General features: G+C 67.9%; 16 protein-coding genes and 1 riboswitch. Of the genes, 5 read left to right on the top strand and 11 right to left on the bottom strand.

Features of this window, described 5'->3' with window-relative positions; translation table 11 throughout:
- Positions 1-8 precede the first annotated feature (8 nt).
- A riboswitch (ZMP/ZTP riboswitch) is annotated at positions 9-89 on the bottom strand.
- Positions 90-587: 498 nt separating this feature from the next.
- Positions 588-752, top strand: coding sequence for a hypothetical protein (locus tag AC07YH_RS13290; RefSeq protein WP_494747460.1), 165 nt, complete (start codon positions 588-590; stop codon positions 750-752).
- A 347-nt stretch (positions 753-1,099) separates the two neighbouring features.
- Here the strand turns inward: AC07YH_RS13290 and AC07YH_RS13285 are convergent, their stop codons facing one another.
- Both AC07YH_RS13285 and AC07YH_RS13280 read right to left on the bottom strand, forming a co-directional pair.
- Positions 1,100-1,636: a hypothetical protein gene (locus AC07YH_RS13285; protein WP_494747459.1), complete on the bottom strand. Its 537-nt coding sequence runs from the start codon at positions 1,634-1,636 to the stop codon at positions 1,100-1,102.
- A 99-nt stretch (positions 1,637-1,735) separates the two neighbouring features.
- Entirely contained in the window at positions 1,736-2,629 is an 894-nt protein-coding gene (locus tag AC07YH_RS13280) for a LysR family transcriptional regulator (protein WP_494747458.1), read from the bottom strand.
- A gap of 94 nt (positions 2,630-2,723) precedes the next feature.
- On the opposite strand from AC07YH_RS13280, the gene AC07YH_RS13275 reads away from it, so the two are divergent.
- The 3 genes from AC07YH_RS13275 (at position 2,724) to AC07YH_RS13265 (ending at position 4,660) form a co-directional block, all read left to right on the top strand.
- On the top strand, positions 2,724-3,722 hold the full coding sequence (locus AC07YH_RS13275; RefSeq protein WP_494747457.1) for an aldo/keto reductase: 999 nt from the start codon (positions 2,724-2,726) through the stop codon (positions 3,720-3,722).
- Positions 3,723-3,788: 66 nt separating this feature from the next.
- Positions 3,789-4,184, top strand: a complete 396-nt coding sequence (locus AC07YH_RS13270) for an SRPBCC family protein (protein WP_494747456.1) — start codon at positions 3,789-3,791, stop codon at positions 4,182-4,184.
- Entirely contained in the window at positions 4,181-4,660 is a 480-nt protein-coding gene (locus tag AC07YH_RS13265; RefSeq protein ID WP_494747455.1) for a GNAT family N-acetyltransferase, read from the top strand. Before AC07YH_RS13270 ends, AC07YH_RS13265 begins: the two co-directional genes overlap by 4 nt.
- A 3-nt stretch (positions 4,661-4,663) precedes the next feature.
- Here the strand turns inward: AC07YH_RS13265 and AC07YH_RS13260 are convergent, their stop codons facing one another.
- The 9 genes from AC07YH_RS13260 to AC07YH_RS13220 form a co-directional block, all read right to left on the bottom strand.
- A complete protein-coding gene (locus AC07YH_RS13260) occupies positions 4,664-6,250 on the bottom strand; it encodes a long-chain fatty acid--CoA ligase (protein ID WP_494747454.1) in 1,587 nt (528 codons plus the stop codon).
- Between the two features lie 65 nt (positions 6,251-6,315).
- Complete coding sequence (locus AC07YH_RS13255) at positions 6,316-8,121, bottom strand: methyl-accepting chemotaxis protein (protein ID WP_494747453.1); 1,806 nt, start codon at positions 8,119-8,121, stop codon at positions 6,316-6,318.
- A 94-nt stretch (positions 8,122-8,215) separates the two neighbouring features.
- Positions 8,216-9,274 carry a 3-isopropylmalate dehydrogenase gene (leuB, locus tag AC07YH_RS13250; RefSeq protein WP_494747452.1) on the bottom strand — a complete coding sequence of 353 codons (1,059 nt, stop codon included), beginning with the start codon at positions 9,272-9,274 and terminating at the stop codon, positions 8,216-8,218.
- A gap of 12 nt (positions 9,275-9,286) precedes the next feature.
- Entirely contained in the window at positions 9,287-9,589 is a 303-nt protein-coding gene (locus tag AC07YH_RS13245; RefSeq protein ID WP_494747451.1) for a putative quinol monooxygenase, read from the bottom strand.
- Between the two features lie 146 nt (positions 9,590-9,735).
- Complete coding sequence (leuD, locus tag AC07YH_RS13240; protein ID WP_494747450.1) at positions 9,736-10,344, bottom strand: 3-isopropylmalate dehydratase small subunit; 609 nt, start codon at positions 10,342-10,344, stop codon at positions 9,736-9,738.
- 12 nt (positions 10,345-10,356) lie between these two features.
- Entirely contained in the window at positions 10,357-11,274 is a 918-nt protein-coding gene (locus AC07YH_RS13235) for a hypothetical protein (RefSeq protein WP_494747449.1), read from the bottom strand.
- A complete protein-coding gene (leuC, locus tag AC07YH_RS13230; protein ID WP_494747448.1) occupies positions 11,274-12,701 on the bottom strand; it encodes a 3-isopropylmalate dehydratase large subunit in 1,428 nt (475 codons plus the stop codon). The genes AC07YH_RS13235 and leuC overlap by 1 nt, the downstream gene beginning before the upstream one ends.
- Positions 12,702-13,000: 299 nt before the next feature.
- Positions 13,001-13,960: a LysR substrate-binding domain-containing protein gene (locus AC07YH_RS13225; protein WP_494747447.1), complete on the bottom strand. Its 960-nt coding sequence runs from the start codon at positions 13,958-13,960 to the stop codon at positions 13,001-13,003.
- Between the two features lie 232 nt (positions 13,961-14,192).
- Entirely contained in the window at positions 14,193-15,095 is a 903-nt protein-coding gene (locus AC07YH_RS13220; protein WP_494747446.1) for an AraC family transcriptional regulator, read from the bottom strand.
- A gap of 136 nt (positions 15,096-15,231) precedes the next feature.
- Here AC07YH_RS13220 and AC07YH_RS13215 point away from each other — a divergent pair, with 136 nt between their 5' ends.
- The gene (locus AC07YH_RS13215; protein ID WP_494747445.1) at positions 15,232-15,984 is read left to right on the top strand and encodes an SDR family NAD(P)-dependent oxidoreductase; all 753 of its coding nucleotides are present in this window, start codon (positions 15,232-15,234) and stop codon (positions 15,982-15,984) included.
- The last annotated feature ends 51 nt before the right edge of the window (positions 15,985-16,035 follow it).

Below are 16,035 nucleotides of genomic sequence, written 5' to 3'. Positions count from 1 at the left end.
GGTTGTCAGAAGGGAGCCCAGGCGCGCGGCTTATGAGGTTCGAGCTCCCCGGTGGTTTCCCACCTTCAACGCCAGTCACGCGAACGCGGCGGAAAATACGGGGGCGGGCGGGGGAGTCAATGCACAGCGCTGGCCCCTCCACCGGCTTCGCCGGTCCCCCTCCCCCAAGCGGGGGAGGAGAGCGCTCTACTCTCCGCCCCGCTTGGGGGCGGACAGACCTGCGCAGCAGGTCAGGTGGGGGCCTGTGCTGAGCTGGACGCACGTCCACTGCTTCACGCGATCACTCGCTGAAGTTCAAGAAAGGGACCGCGGAGCGCCGGGCCACGCCCGGAGTGTGTGAGTGAAGTACCGTTTCGACGAAGCCAGGCGCCCCGCGCAGCCGTTATCCGGAAGCCGTCAAAGCGCGGGGTTTTAACCCGCTTCCGACATCGCCTCCGACGGGCGGAGAGGCTGGCTGCCTCGTCCGGAATGCACAGGCGGTTTCAGCCCGTACCTGTTGCGCCATCGACCCGACATCCCACGTCGTTTCTGTGTTCCAGGGCCGACCGCCGCTAGAAGGATGCAGTTGCGGAGTTTCCTCCGCGCCGATGAACGCTACCCGCTCGACCGCCCCTGACAGCCGTCACGATCGCCGGCCGGACGTCCCTTTCGCGCTGTCAGGTGAGGAAGAGTATGGGGCGGCGCTGAAGGCGGATCATTCAGAGGTGCGTAAAATCGACAAGCGCTTGATTTCGCTGGGTTCGATCTCGTGAACGCCGAGGACAAAGCGCCCTCAATCCCCTCTCTCTTAGAGAGAGGGTTTCCTGTGGGCGACCCCGCTTCCGTCCAAAGACGCCTTCCGACCACGGAAGAGCGCCCTCCTTACATCTCACGGCGAGACGATCGCAGGGCTGATCAGGTCACTCAAGGACGACGCTGCGCGTCGCCGCGTGCGGCCGCCGGAGGCGGTCCTTGACTGACCTGATCAGCCCTGCACGCTGCAGCCTCCAAGAGATTTAAGGATCGCACCGACCAAGGTCGGAAGGCGACGAGGGGGCATGAGTAGGGGCCAGGAGGCGGCGCTGGTGTCAATCTGATGCTGCTTCGGAAATCTATTGGGCTATTTACTTTTAAGAAAATTCATGTGGAGTGCGTGTAAGAAATCATATTGAGCGGATATTATCTTTGCAAGAAGGGTTATATCTTTTTTCGATTCTATGCTTCGTTCGATCTTTTCTTTCTCTAATGCGACTTGCTGCGCGTGCCGATATGCGAACATCCCTAAACTGTGGTCGCGATCGCTCAGATCTCCCCAAGCGACTTTTTCGAATTTGGTGATGGTGTCACCAAGTTCGATTGATTTGATTTCATTAGGTGAAGATACGGAGCAGCGAAATACCTCTAAAGCATCGGTCCGTGCTGCTGACATTGCTTCGCCGAGTAGCGGTCTCGCTCGCTGGGCCCGTGAGCGTCGGTCGAGTTTTTCGAAGTAGCGAGGCAGCCACGCCGCGAACAGAGCAATCATAATCGCGAGCATAGAGCCAGCGAACTGCGCCCAGGAGGCCAACCCTGGATGGCTTTCCATCCAGCATAGAATCGCAGGGTCCGTACAAGACTTCGCTGCCTGCGCTATGTGGATGTAGAGCTGATCCGGCATGCGGCCCTCGTCGTCGAACGAGCATCTTACCGCGCTACGGTCATTTACGGCGCCCGAATGGTGTGTTGCCGAGTCCGCTAACGAGCCCTAGCCGACGCTTTACCCCCGCTCCGCCTTCACGAAATCCACGAACGCCCGCAGCGGCGCCGGCATGTGCCTTCTGCTCGGATAGTACAGATACGGCCCTGAAAACGGCGGCAGCCAGTCGTCCAGCACCGTCTCCAGCCGCCCCGCCGCGATGGACGCCGCCAGGACGTCCTCGAAGATGGTCATCAGGCCCAGGCCCGCCTCGCAGGCGGCCAGTTCCAGGTCGACGCTGCTGCTGATCAGGCGGCCGGGCGGGTCGATGCGGATGACCTGGCCGTCTTTCTCGTACTCCCAGGGATAGGAGACGCCGCTGGCGAAGCGGTGGCGGATGCAGGCGTGGTCGAGGATCTCGCGGGGGTGCGTGGGGCGGCCGTGAGTGGCAAAATAGTCGGGTGAGCCGGCCGTGACGAACCGCTGCGGGCCCGACAGCGGCACGGCGATCATGTCCTTCTCCAGCCGCTCGTCGTAGCGCACCCCGGCGTCGAAGCCTGCCGCCAGCACGTCGATGAAGCTGTCGTCGGCCATGATCTCCACCGACACGCCGGGATGGGCGATCAGGAAGCGCGGCAGGAATTTCGGCAGCACGTAGCGGGCGACGACGGTGGCGACGTTCAGGCGCAGCGTGCCGGTCGGGCTGTCGCGGAAGGCGTTGACCTCGTCCAGGGCCAGGGCGACGTCGGCCAGGGCGGGAGAAAGGCGCTCCAGCAGTTTCTGGCCGGCCTCGGTGGGGGTGACGCTGCGGGTGGTGCGGTTGAGCAGGCGCACGCCCAGGCGGGTCTCCAGCCGCCGCACGGCCTCGCTCAGCGACGAGGCCGAGACGTTGCGCACCGTGGCGGCGGCGCGGAAGCCGCGGGCCTGGGCCACGGCGGTGAAGGCGTCGAGATCGGCGAAGTCGGCGTGCTGCATTGTGCGAAATCCAGAACAGCCCGTACGGACTTGCTTGGATTATCGCACGACCTGTTCGGGCGCATAACCCTCCGCACCACACGGAGAGACCGCCATGAAGACCCGTCAACTCGGCCGTACCGGCCCTATCGTTTCCGCCTTCGGCCTGGGCGCCATGGGCATGTCGGACATGTACGGCCCCAGCGACCGGGCCGAGAGCCTGGCCACCTTCGACGCCGCCATCGAGGCCGGGATCACCCTGGTCGACACCGGCGACTTCTACGGCATGGGCCACAACGAGATGCTGATCGGCGAGGCGCTGAAGAACCACAAGCGCGACCAGATCGTGATCAGCGTCAAGACCGCCGCCCTGCGCGATCCGGCCGGCGGCTTCCTGGGCTATGACGGCCGGCCCAACGCCATCAAGAACTTCCTGGCCTACAGCCTCAAGCGCCTGGGCACGGACTACATCGACATCTACCGCCCGGCGCGCCTGGATCCGGACGTGCCGATCGAGGACACGGTCGGGGCGATCGCCGAGATGGTCCAGGCCGGCTATGTCCGCCACATCGGCCTGTCGGAAATGGGCGCGGAGACCATCCGTCGCGCCGCCAAAGTAGCCCCGATTGTCGACCTGCAGATCGAATATTCGCTGGTCTCGCGCGGCGTCGAGGCCGAGATCCTGCCGACCCTGCGCGAGCTGGGCATCGGCATGACAGCCTATGGCGTGCTGTCGCGCGGCCTGATCAGCGGCCACTGGAGCAAGGCCCGCAGCGAGGGCGTCGGTCGCGACTTCCGCGCCATCAGCCCGCGCTTCCAGGGCGAGAACCTGGACGCCAACCTGGCGCTGGTCGAGGCCCTGCGCGGCGTCGCCGAGGCCAAGGGCGTGACCACGGCCCAGGCCGCCATCGCCTGGGTGGCCTCACGCGGCGACGACATCGTGCCGCTGATCGGGGCCCGTCGTCGCGACCGCCTGAGCGAGGCCCTGGGCGCGCTGGCGGTGGACCTGACGCCTGCGGACCTGGCCGCCATCGAGGCCGCCGTGCCGGCCGAAGCGGTGGCGGGCACGCGCTACGCCGAGGCGATGATGCACCACCTCGACAGCGAGCGCTGACCTCTTGCGCTAGGCGCTGCGGCCGTCGTCAGATGGAGACCCCCAGATGACGACGGAGCAGGCTTCATGTTCGAGTCCCGGCACATCAGCATCCGCATCCACAAGCCGGCGGCGGCGGTCTACGCCTTCACCAAGGATCCCGAGAGCTTCACCAAGTGGGCGGCGGGCCTGGCCTCGGGCCTGACGAAGGACGGCGAGCGATGGGTGGCCCACGGGCCGGGCGGCGACGTCCACGTGAAGTTCTCGCCGGAGAACGCCTATGGCGTGCTCGACCACTGGGTGACCCTGCCGGACGGGACCGAGCTCTACATGCCGCTGCGCGTGGTCGCCAATGGCGAGGGGGCCGAGGTCGGCATGACCCTCTACCGGCCGGCCAACATGTTCGACGACGCCGCCTATGATCGCGACGCGGCGGCGGTGGCGCGGGACCTGGCCAAGCTGAAGGCGCTGGTCGAGGCATGAGCGTCACGCTGCGCGCGCCGGGGCCGGGCGACCTGGGCTGGATCGTCCAGCGCCATGGCGCGCTCTACGCCGCCGAGGAGGGCTGGGACCACCGGTTCGAGGGCGTGGTGGCCGGCGTGGTCTCCGACTACGTCAAGACCTACGACCCGGCCTTCGACGCCTGCTGGATCGCCGAGCATGACGGCCGGAATGTCGGCTCGATCATGCTGGCCAGGGAAAGCGACACGGTCGGCCGCCTGCGCCTGCTGCTGGTCGAACCGACGGCGCGGGGCCTGGGCGTCGGCGAGGCCCTGATCAGCGCCTGCATCGCCCGCGCCCGCGAGGCCGGCTATGCCGAGATGGTGCTGTGGACGCAGAGCAACCTGCTGCCCGCGCGCCGGCTCTACGCGCGGTTCGGGTTCCAGCTAGAGACAAGCTGGCCTTATGATGGCTTCGGCGAGGACCTGGTGTCGGAGAGCTGGCGGCTCAAGCTGTAGGGCTCACTCCGTGAGGTGGCCCTTCCAGGCTTCACGCAAGACCTTCTTATCGATCTTGCCCGTGGCGGTCAGCGGCACGGCGGCGAACACCACGTCGTCCGGCGTCCACCACTTGACGATCCGAGGCGCGAGGTAGTCCAGCACCTCGGCCTTGCCGATCGCCGCGCCGTCGTGGGCTTCGATGACCAGCAGCGGCCGCTCCTCCCACTTGGGGTGGGGGACGCCGACCACGGCGGCGATCTTCACGCCGGGGCAGCCGGCGGCGACGTTTTCCAGGTCGATGGAGCTGATCCATTCGCCGCCGGACTTGATGACGTCCTTCTGGCGGTCGGTGATGCGCATGAAGCCGTGAGCGTCCAGGGTGGCGATGTCGCCGGTGTCGAACCAGCCGTCGGCGCGGGCGACGTCCGCCTCCTTGCGGAAGTAGCGCCGCACCGTCCACGGGCCGCGCACCAGCAGGGCGCCGGAGGTCTCGCCGTCGTGCGGGGCCTCGGTCCCGTCCTCCAGCTCGACCCGCAACGCGATGCCGAACTGCAGCCGGCCCTGGCGGGTCCAGATGGCCTCATCCATGGCCTCTTCGCCCAGGGCGGCGAGGGCCGGGGTGGGGGTCGAGACGACGCCGATCGGACAGGTCTCGGTCATGCCCCAAATCTGCAGGGTCTGGACGCCGTAGAGCCGCTTGAAGGCTTCGGCCATGGCGCGCGGCACGGCGCTGCCGCCGATGACGACCTTCTTGAGGCTGTCCGGCCGCTGGCCGGTCTTCTCCAGCCAATCCAGATACATCGTCCAGATGGTCGGCACGCCGCCGGTGAAGGTGACACCCTCGCCCTCGATCAGCGCGTGTAGGGACGCGCCGTCCATCTTGTCGGCGGGCAGGACCAGCTTGGCCCCGCAGATCGGCGCGCTGAACGGCAGGCCCCAGGCGGTGGCGTGGTAGAGGCTGGAGCAGGGCATGACCACGTCGAACGCCGTGAAGCCGAACGCGCTGTTCAGGCCGCCGGTCATGGCGTGCAGCACCACGGCGCGGTGCGAATAGAGCACCCCCTTGGGATCGCCCGTCGTGCCCGAGGTGTAGCAGAGGAAGGCGCCGGCATTCTCGTCGAAGACCGGCCAGTCGATGGCCTCGGCCTCGCCGGCGATCAGGGCGTCGTAGTCGTCGGCCGACAGCATGACGAAGGTCTTCACCGTGGTCAGTTGCGGCCTGATCCGCTCGACCAGGGCGGCGAAGCTGCGGTCGTAGAACAGCACGCCGCTTTCCGCGTGATTGACCGTGTAGACGATCTGCTCGTCGAACAGGCGGGGATTGGCCGTGTGCAGCACCGCGCCGATCCCGGGGACGGCGTAGAACAGCTCCAGATGCCTGTGGGTGTTCCAGGCGAGGGACGTGACGCGGTCGCCGGGCCCCACGCCCAGGCGCTTCAGGGCGTTCGCCAGCTGGGCGCTGCGACGGGCCAGGCCCGCATAGTCGTAAGCCCACGTCGGCTCGTCGATCAGCTTGGAGACGATCTCGCGCGCCCCGTGGGCCTGGGCGGCATAGGTCAGGATGCCGCTGATCATCAGCGGCGTCGTCTGCATCAGGCCCGCGATCATCGGCTCCTCCCAACTCTTGTCGTTGGGAGGAGCCTAGAACGTGAACGCTGTTCAGGGAAAGGCGTCTAGGCCGCGCGTCGGCGGCGCTGCGTTTCGGCCGCGCCCACCTGGAACCGCCCGACCAGCACCGACAGCTCGCCGGCCTCGCCCTTCAGCGAGTGGCTGGCGGCGGTGGCTTCCTCGACCATGGCGGCGTTCTGCTGGACGACCTGGTCCATCTGGTTCACCGCGACATTGACCTGATGCAGGCCTGTCGATTGTTCCTGGGCCGAGGCGGCGATCTCGCGGACCAAGGCGTCGATCGAGGCCACCTGGCCGACGATGGCGCGCAGGGACTCGCCGGTCTGGGCCACCAGGTCCACGCCCGCGCCGACCTGCTGCGACGAGGTCGAGATCAGCGTCTTGATCTCCTTGGCCGCGTCCGCCGAACGTTGGGCCAGCGCCCGCACTTCCTGGGCGACGACGGCGAAGCCGCGACCGGCCTCACCCGCGCGCGCCGCCTCGACGCCGGCGTTGAGCGCCAGGAGGTTGGTCTGGAAAGCGATCTCGTCGATCACGCCGATGATCTGGTTGACCTGGGCCGACGAGCTTTCGATCTGGCTCATGGCGCTGACCGCCTGGTCGACGATCTGGCCCGAGCGCTCGGCGCCGTTGCGGGCCTGGGCCACCAGGGCCGAGGCCTCGCGCGCGCCGTCGGCGGTCTTGCGGACGGTGGCGGTGATCTCGTCCAGCGCTGCGGCGGTCTCTTCCAGACTGGCGGCCTGTTGCTCGGTGCGGCGCGAGAGGTTGTCCGAGGCGTCGGCGATCTCGTCGGCGCCGCTGTTGACGCCGCCGGTCGCGGCGTTGATCGCCTGCAAGGCCTGCTGGATCTTGTCGGCGGCGGCGTTGAAATTGGTCTTCAGGCTCTCGGCCTTGGGCGAGAACGGGATGGTGATGCGGTGGGTCAGGTCGCCGGCCGCCAAGCGGTCCAGAGCCTGGGTCAAGGCGGCGATGTTGACCCCGTCGCTGCGGGCGATCTCGGCCTTCTCGGCCTCGTTGGCGGCGCGCTCGTTGTCGACGGCCACGCGCTGGGCGCCGGCCTCGCGCTCGACGCGCAGCTTCTCGATCGCGGCGTCCTTGAAGCGGGCCACGGCGTCGGCCATCTGGCCGACCTCGTCCTTGCGGCCCACGGCGGGAACTTCGATGTCCAGCTCCCCGGCGGAAAGCCGGCGCATGGCGGCGGTCATGGCCGCGACGGGAGCGCCGATGGCGGTCGACAGCAGCCAGCCCATCAGGGCCGCGATGGCCAGGGCCGCCGCGCCGCCGATCAGCAGCGCCAGGTTGGCCAGGTCCTGATTGGCCTTGGCTTCCTGCATGCGGACGGCCACGCGACCCTTGGCGGCTTCCAGCAGCTCCTGCTGCACCGCGCGGATCTCGGTCAGGCTCTTCTTGCCCAGCAGCTGGCTGGCCTGTTCGCGGCCGGCTACGGGGTCGGCCATCGCCGCCAGCGCGGGATCGGCGATGTCATGGCGCCAGGCGGTCATCGCCGCGCGCAGGTGCTGGATGCGGTCCTTCTGGGCCGGGACGGTGGTCTTGGCCTCGAAGGCGTCCAGGCGGGCGTCGAACTTGTCCTTGGCCTGGCCATAAGTCTTGGCGAAGGTCGGGTCGCCCATCAGGGCGTAGCCGCGCAGGGCGTTCTGCTGCTCCAGCACCAGGGCCATGATCTCCTCGGCCTGGGCGGCCAGGGACATGCTGCGCTGGCTGGAGATCGACGCCTCGTCGATGCGCTTGAGACTGGCGAACACCACAGCGGATGAAATCGCCGAGACGATGATCAGCGTGCAGAAGGCCACGCCGAGTTTGGCAGGTATATTCAGGTCCTTGAAAGACATATCGCCGAATCCCCGAAACACACATGAAGTGCTTCAGGAAATCGGCGATTAATCTTAAAAACTCATTGCAAAATTTGCAAAGAACAAGGTTCTGTTAATTGTGAATATTCGCAATAACAGCGTCGCCCATTTGAGCAGTGTTCAGGGATCCGCCCAGATCGCGAGTCTTCGCGCCTTGGTCGAGAGTCTTCTTGACTGCCGCAAGAAGAGCATCGGCGGCCTCGACCTGCTTCAGCGACCAGCGCAGGGCCATCTCGAACGACAGGATGGCGGCCAGCGGATTGGCCAGGCCCTTGCCGGCGATGTCGGGGGCCGAGCCGTGGATCGGCTCGTACAGGCCCGGCTTGTTCGGATCGCCGATGGCGGCCGAGGGCAGCATGCCCAGCGAGCCGGTCAGCATGGCCGCGGCGTCCGACAGGATGTCGCCGAACAGGTTGTCGGTGACGATGACGTCGAACTGCTTGGGCGCGCGGACCAGCTGCATGGCGCAGTTATCGGCCAGGATATGCTCCAGCTGGACGTCGGCGTATTCGCGGGCGTGCAGCTCGGTGATCACCTGCTTCCACAGCAGGCCCGACTCCATGACGTTCGACTTCTCGGCCGAGTGGACCTTGTTGGTCCGGCCCCGGGCCAGTTCGAAGGCCACGCGGCCGACGCGCTCGATCTCGCTGGTGGTGTAGACGGCGGTGTCGAAGCCCTTCTTCTGGCCGTCGGCCAGGGTCTCGATGCCGCGCGGCTCGCCGAAATAGACGCCGCCGACCAGCTCGCGCACGAACATGATGTCCAGGCCCGAGACCAGCTCGGTCTTCAGGCTGGAGGCGCCGGCCAGGGCCTCGAAGCAATAGGCCGGGCGCAGGTTGGCATAGACGTTCATCGCCTTGCGCAGGCCCAGCAGGCCCGCTTCCGGGCGCAGGTGGCGCGGGGCGTTGGCCCATTGAGGGCCGCCGACGGCGCCCATCAGCACCGCGTCGCTGGCGATGGCCTGGTCGCGGACCTCGTCCAGCAGCGGCGTGCCGTGGGCGTCATAGCTGGAGCCGCCATAGGGGGCTTCGGAGACCTCGAGGTCCGGGGTGATGGCGGCCGCGACGCGGCGCACCTGCGCGCAGACTTCCGGGCCGATGCCGTCGCCGGGCAGGAGGAGCAGGGTGGACATGGGGCTTCTCGCTCAGATTTTGCGGTAGTCGGAAACGTCGAAGGACTGAAGGTCGCGGCCGTGCACGCCCAGTTCGGCGCAGGCGGCGCGCCAGGCGGCCATGTGCGGGGTCGCGCGATGGAATTCCAAGGCCGCGTCGCTCTCGAAGTGCTCGTAGACCCGGATCAGGCCGGGGTCGAGCGGGTCCTCGGTCAGGGCGTAGTCCAGGCAGCCCGGCTCGGCGCGCGTGCCCTCGACCTGGGCGCGGAGATGGGGGCGCAGGTCGGCCAGGCGCTCGGGGGCGATGCGGATCGTGCCGGCGAGGATGAGGGTCATCTCAGCATTCTCCCCCTTCCCCCTTGGATGGGGGAAGGGTTGGGGATGGGGTGAACCAGCCTGTCAGGATGGAGCGGGGCCGTGACGGTATCTACCGCCGCACCACCCCACCCCTACCCCTCCCCATCAAGGGGAGGGGAGGTTGATCAGGCTTCCAGCCAGGGCTGGCTGATCGCGCGCTTGCTCTCGAACACATCGATATCGCCGCCGTGCTGCAGGGTCTCGCCGATGGCGTCCAGGCCCTTGAGCATCTTCTCCTTGCGCACCGGATCGATGTCGAACGAGATCGTCTTGCCCGACGGCGAGACCACGGTCTGGGCCTCCAGGTCGACGCTGACCATGTGGTTGCCGCCCTTGGCCTCGTCCATCAGCAGCGACAGCTCGTCGGGCGTCACCACCACAGGCAGCAGGCCGTTGTTGAAGCAGTTGTTGTTGAAGATGTCGGCGAAGCTGGTCGAGATCACGCACATGATCCCGAAGTCCATCAGCGCCCACGGCGCATGTTCGCGCGAGCTGCCGCAGCCGAAATTGTCGCCGGCGATCAGCACGCTGGCGTTCTTGTACTCCGGCCGGTTCAGCACGAAATCGCTGATCTCGTTGCCGTCGCCATCGAAGCGGAAATCGTAGAACAGGCCCTTGGCCAGGCCCTCGCGTTCCACGGTCTTGAGGAACTGCTTGGGGATGATCTGGTCGGTGTCGATATTGGCCAGCTCCAGCGGAGCCGCGCGGCCGTCGAGGCGAGTGAAGGCTTTCATGGCGCCCCTCCTTCAGTTCTTCAGGGTCTGGGTGATGACCCAGCGTTCGTTGCGGGTGGCGGTCTGGCCGGTCGGGTCGCTGCTGACGATCCGCGTGGCGCAGTCCGCCTTCACGGGCAGGCCGATCTTCAGGTCGACCTCGTAGAGGCAGCTGCTGGCGCGCTCCAGCTTGATCTTGTCGATGATGGCGGCGGCCTCGGGCGTGTTGGACTTGCCCTGCGCGTCCAGCATGCCCTTGATCGCCTGGCTGATGCTGGCGCTGGTTGATTTCGGGTCCAGGGTCAGGGTCCAGCGCACCAGGGCCACGCCCTTGGCCTGGTCGATGCTTTCAAGGTTGATCGCCCCGTCGGCCTTGATCGGCGGACCCCCCAGGGGGTTGGGCAACTGGTCCTCGTAGACGCGAGGCTTGCCCACCTCGAAGGTGGCGTTGATCGGCATGGTCAGCATGCCATCTTCGCGCAGCATGACGCCGGCCGCCTGCTGGGGGCTCATCCGCGCGAACATGGCGACCGTGGTCTCCAGCGCCTTGGCGGCGTTCGGCTGGTCGGCGGCCATGATGGCAAGGGTCTTGCCCATGTCGGCCACGACGCCGGGCCAGTCCTCCATCGCCGTCGGACGAAGGCTCTCGTCGGCGGCATAGATGTAGGTGCGCTTGGAGAAGCTCTCGACCATCGCCTGGAGCTTGGCCTGCTCGGTCGTCGAGCCGGTGTCCGGCAGCTTGGTCTCCAGCGGCTTCAGCGTGACGCGATAGCCGTCGGCGGTCGGCGCGATCGTCTTGTCGAAAGTGCTGGTCACCTTGACCTGGTTGACCTGACCGTTACGGCTGTCCTCACGCGTCTGCTCGACCCGCATCTCGACGTGCGCGGGCTTGGGCAGGACCAGCGGAAACGACACCGCCTCCGCCGCCATCAGCAGGGCGGCGAGAGCCATCACGACAACAGCGTCCGCACGTCCACCAGGTGACCGGCGATCGCCGCCGCCGCCGCCATCGCTGGCGACACCAGATGCGTGCGGCCGGCGCGGCCTTGGCGGCCTTCGAAGTTGCGGTTGCTGGTCGAGGCGCAGCGCTCTTGCGGGGCCAGCTTGTCGGGGTTCATGGCCAGGCACATCGAGCACCCGGGCTCGCGCCAGTCGAAGCCGGCGGCCTTGAAGATGGCGTCCAGGCCTTCGGCCTCGGCCTGTTCCTTCACCAGGCCCGAGCCGGGAACGACCATGGCCTTGACGTGCGGCGCGACGAGGCGGCCGTGCAGGAAGGCTTCCTGGACCACGGCGGCGGCGGCGCGCATGTCCTCGATGCGGCTGTTGGTGCACGAGCCGATGAAGACGCGGTCGATGCGGGCTTCCGAGATCGGTTGACCAGCGGTCAAGCCCATATAATCGAGCGCCCGGTGGGCGGCCGCGCGCTTGTCGGGCGTGGCGAAGCTTTCCGGATCGGGGACGTTTCCGGTGACCGGCACGACGTCCTCGGGCGAGGTGCCCCAGGTGACCATGGGGACCAGCGCCGCGCCGTCGATGACCACGGTGCGGTCGTAGACGGCGTCCTCGTCGGTGAACCAGGTCTTCCAGTGGCTGACGGCCATGTCCCAGGCCGCGCCCTTCGGGGCCGACGGCTTGCCCTTGATGTACTCGAAGGTCTTGTCGTCCGGCGCCACCAGACCGGCCTTGGCGCCGCCCTCGATGGTCAGGTTGCAGAGGGTCATGCGGCCCTCCATCGACAGTTCGCGCACGGCCTGGCCGGCGAACTCGATGACATAGCCGGTGCCGCCGGCGGTGCCGATCTCGCCGATCACGGCCAGGGCGATGTCCTTGCCGGTGACGCCGGGCGCCAGGCTGCCGTCGACGCGGACCAGCATGTTCCTGGCCTTCTTCTGGCGCAGGGTCTGGGTGGCCAGGACGTGCTCGACTTCCGACGTGCCGATGCCGTGGGCCAGGGCCCCGAAGGCGCCGTGGGTCGAGGTGTGGCTGTCGCCGCAGACGATGGTCATGCCCGGCTGGGTGCGGCCCTGCTCGGGGCCGACCACGTGGACGATGCCGTTGCGGATGTCGCCCATCGGGAAGAATTCGATGCCGTTGTCCGCCACGTTGCGGGCAAGGGTCTTCAGCTGCAGGCGCGCTTCCTCGTCCGCCACCGCGTCGACGCCCAGGGCCTGGCCCTCGGTCGGGATATTGTGGTCGGCCACGGCGAGGGTGCGATCGGGCCGGCGCACCTTGCGACCGGCCGCGCGAAGGCCGGCGAAGGCCTGCGGGGTGGTGACCTCGTGGATGAGGTGCAGGTCGATATAGAGGATCGCCTCGCCGTCGGTTTCGTTGACGACGTGAGCGTCCCAGATCTTGTCGTAGAGGGTTTTGCCGGACATGGCGGGGATATAGGGCGGATCGTGCGTCGAAATCCAGTGGGAGCCCGGCCCTGCGACGGATTATTCCCTTCTGTGGCTTGCCGGCCCAGGCTGATGAGCCCTGGAAACGACATAGGGCGCGCCAGTGGTTTCGGCGCGCCCTAGCATCATTCTTTGCTTCCGGGGGCCGATGGCTCCGCCCGGAAAGGGCCGTCCACTAGAAAGGAGACGGTCTGGAAGCCCGGCCAGGGCCGGGGGTGAAGCCACCATCTCACGGAACGGGGTTTTGTCAACAAGCGTGCGATCGCACTTAAGCTTGACTAGAGCGGCCGGCTGAGCGGCGAGGCGTCCTCGGTCGCGGTCGGCTCCATCGCCGCGTAATGGGCGATCAGCGGGTCGGCGGCGGCCTGGGCCAGCACCCAGTCGCGGAAGGCGGCGATCTTGCGCACCCGCGAGCGATCGCTGGGATAGGCCAGCCAATAGCCGCCGGTGTAGCGGGCCACGGTCTCGAACGGCTGGACCAGCCGCTTCTCGGCCAGCTCGCGGGCGAAGAAGATCGGCGAGCCCAGGGCCACGCCGTGGTGGGCCAGGGCGCTGGCCACCTCCAGCGCCTGGGCGTCCGAGGCCAGGCGCGGAGCGGCCCGGTCGGCGCCCGCGACGCCGGCGGCCTGGAACCACTCGGCCCACTCGCGGGCGACGCCGATGCGGGGCAGATCCATAAGGTCGTCTGGCCACTCGACCCCGCCGACCCGGGCCAGGAACTCCGGCGTGCAAAGAGGCGTCTGCACGGCGGGTATAAGGAAATGTGATGTCGTGCCCGGCCACTGGCCCTGGCCGCCGCGCAGGGCCATGTCGACGCCTTCGCGGCCCAGGTCAATGACCCGGCTGGACGCCTCCAGCCGCACGGCGATGCGCGGATGGGCGATCTGGAAGCCGCCCAGGCGCGGGGCCAGCCACTGGCCGCCCAGGCTCTGGACGGTGGTGATCGACAGCACGCCTTCCTCGGTCTCGACCAGGTCCGACACGGCCGAGCGCAGCAGGGACAGGGCCTCGGTCGCCACGCGCGACAGGCGCTCGCCCGGCGGGGTCAGGGTCACCTCGCGCGGCAGGCGGTTGAACAGCGGCTGATCCAGCTGCTGCTCCAGGGCCTTCACCTGCCAGCTGACGGCGGCCTGGGTGACGCCCAACTCCTCGGCGGCGCGGGTGAAGCTCTTCAGGCGCGCGGCCGCCTCGAACACGCGGATGGCGCTGAGCGGCAGGCGGGCGAGGACATCAGCCATAAGCAGACCTTATGGGCGGCCAAGGAGGCCGCGTTTGTTCTCCGTCAGCATAACGCCGATCTTCGGTTGTGTCGAAGAACCAGAAGGAGCGGCGACGATGATGGACGAAGCCCTCAAGACCCATAGGGAAATGACGTTCGGCTGGGTGCTGGCCCTGCAACGCGTGTGGAGCGCTCTGCGCTCGCCCATGTCCCGTCCGGGCCGACGCTATCTGGCCCCGCGATAAGCGAGCCTAGGCCGCGTCGCGCTCGGGCGCGGCCTGCCGGCGCTGGACGTCCCGCTTGGGCGGCGCGCCGAACAGGCGGGCATATTCCCGGCTGAACTGCGAGGGGCTCTCATAGCCGACCTCGAAGGCGGCGGCCTCGACATTGAAGGCGTGCGCGACCATCAGCCGGCGGGCCTCCAGCAGCCGCAGGTGCTTCTGGTATTGCAGCGGCGTGTAAGAGGTCAGGGCCTTGAACTGGCGATGGAAGGCCGAGACGCTCAGATGGGCGATCTGGGCGAGGTCCTCGACCCGGACGGTGTCGCGGAAGCGCTCGCGCAAGGCCCGCAGGGCGTCGGTGACGTGGCGCGACGGGCCGGTCTTCAGGGCCAGTCGGGCGATGTCGCCGCCGTGCGGGCCGACCAACAGCCAGTAGCAGATCTCGCGCATGATCCCGGGATACAGCGCCGGGACCGCCTGGGGCGTCTCCAGCAGACGCGCCAGGCGCAGGGCGCAGTCGGCCAGCGGGCCGTCGAACTCGGCGACGAACACGCCCCGGCGCGGCGGGCCGCTGACGTCGGGCAGGGATTCCAGGGTCTCGGCCACTTCGCGCAGGACGGTGAGGTCCAGGGCGAACATCAGCACCAGGCACGGCGCGCCGGGCCGGGCCTCGAACACCCGGCCGACCGACGGCGTCTCGACCCCGATCACCAAGGCCTGGCCGGCGCGGTACTCCAGTTGCTGGCCGCCGAAATTGCCCCACTTGGCGCCCTGGGCCACCAGGCACACGGCCGGGCCCGACAGGATGTGGCTGGGCGGCTTGGGCTGGTCCGAGCGCATCACCGCCACGCCCGGGATCGCCGTGAAGAACGGGCTCTCTCCAGTCTGACGCTCGGTGTAGCGCAGCAGGGTTTCGGCCAGCGGGCTCGGCATGGACGGCTCCGGTCTCAAGGCGTCTTCAATGTAGGATGCGAGCAGAAATAGGCAAGAAATCGAAAAGTCCCGGCATCCCGTCCGCGCGGGACGAGGCGCAAGATCGGTTCATCGATCCAACCGGAGCCTCCCCCCCATGTCCAAGATCGCGATCATCACCGGCGGCAGCCGCGGCATCGGCCGTGACACCGCCCTGCGCCTGGCCGAACGCGGCGTGCGCTCGATCATCACCTACAAGTCCAGCAAGGCCGAAGCCGACGCCGTCGTGGCGCTGATCGAGCAGGCGGGCGCCAAGGCGGTCGCGCTGCAGCTCGACGTCGGCGACGCAGGCTCGTTCGCCGCTTTCGCCGAGCAGGTCCGCGGGGCGCTGGCCACGCTGGGCGCCGAGCGCTTCGACTATCTGGTCAACAACGCCGGCACGTCCTCGGCCGCCTCGCTGACGACGATCACGCAGGCCGAGATGGACGGCCTGTACGCCGTGCATCTGAAGGGGCCGATGTTCCTGACCCAGGCGCTGCTGCCGCTGATCAATGACGGCGGGCGGATCGTCAACATCTCGTCGGGCCTGGCGCGCTTCGCCATGCCGGGCCGGGTGGGCTATGGCCCGATCAAGGCCGCCGTCGAGGCCCTGACCCGCTACATGGCCGTGGAGCTGGGGCCGCGCCGGATCAGCGCCAATGTCGTGGCCCCCGGCGCCATCGCCACCGACTTCAGCGGCGGCATGGTCCGCGACAATCCGCAGGTCGCCAAGATGGTCGCCGACAACACCGCCCTGGGTCGCCACGGCGTTCCCGAGGACGTCGGGCCGGTGATCGCCGGCCTGCTGTCGGACGACTTCGGCTGGGTCAACGCCCAGCGGATCGAGGTCTCGGGCGGCACGCACATCTGACGGGCCATCCTTTCTCGAACGGACAAAGAAAAAGGCCCCGGCGTTTCCGCC

Source organism: Caulobacter sp. GW456-12-1-14-TSB4 (assembly GCF_059424195.1).
Note: the sequence above shows the minus strand (reverse complement) of the source record. Positions and strands in the feature narration are given on the sequence as shown.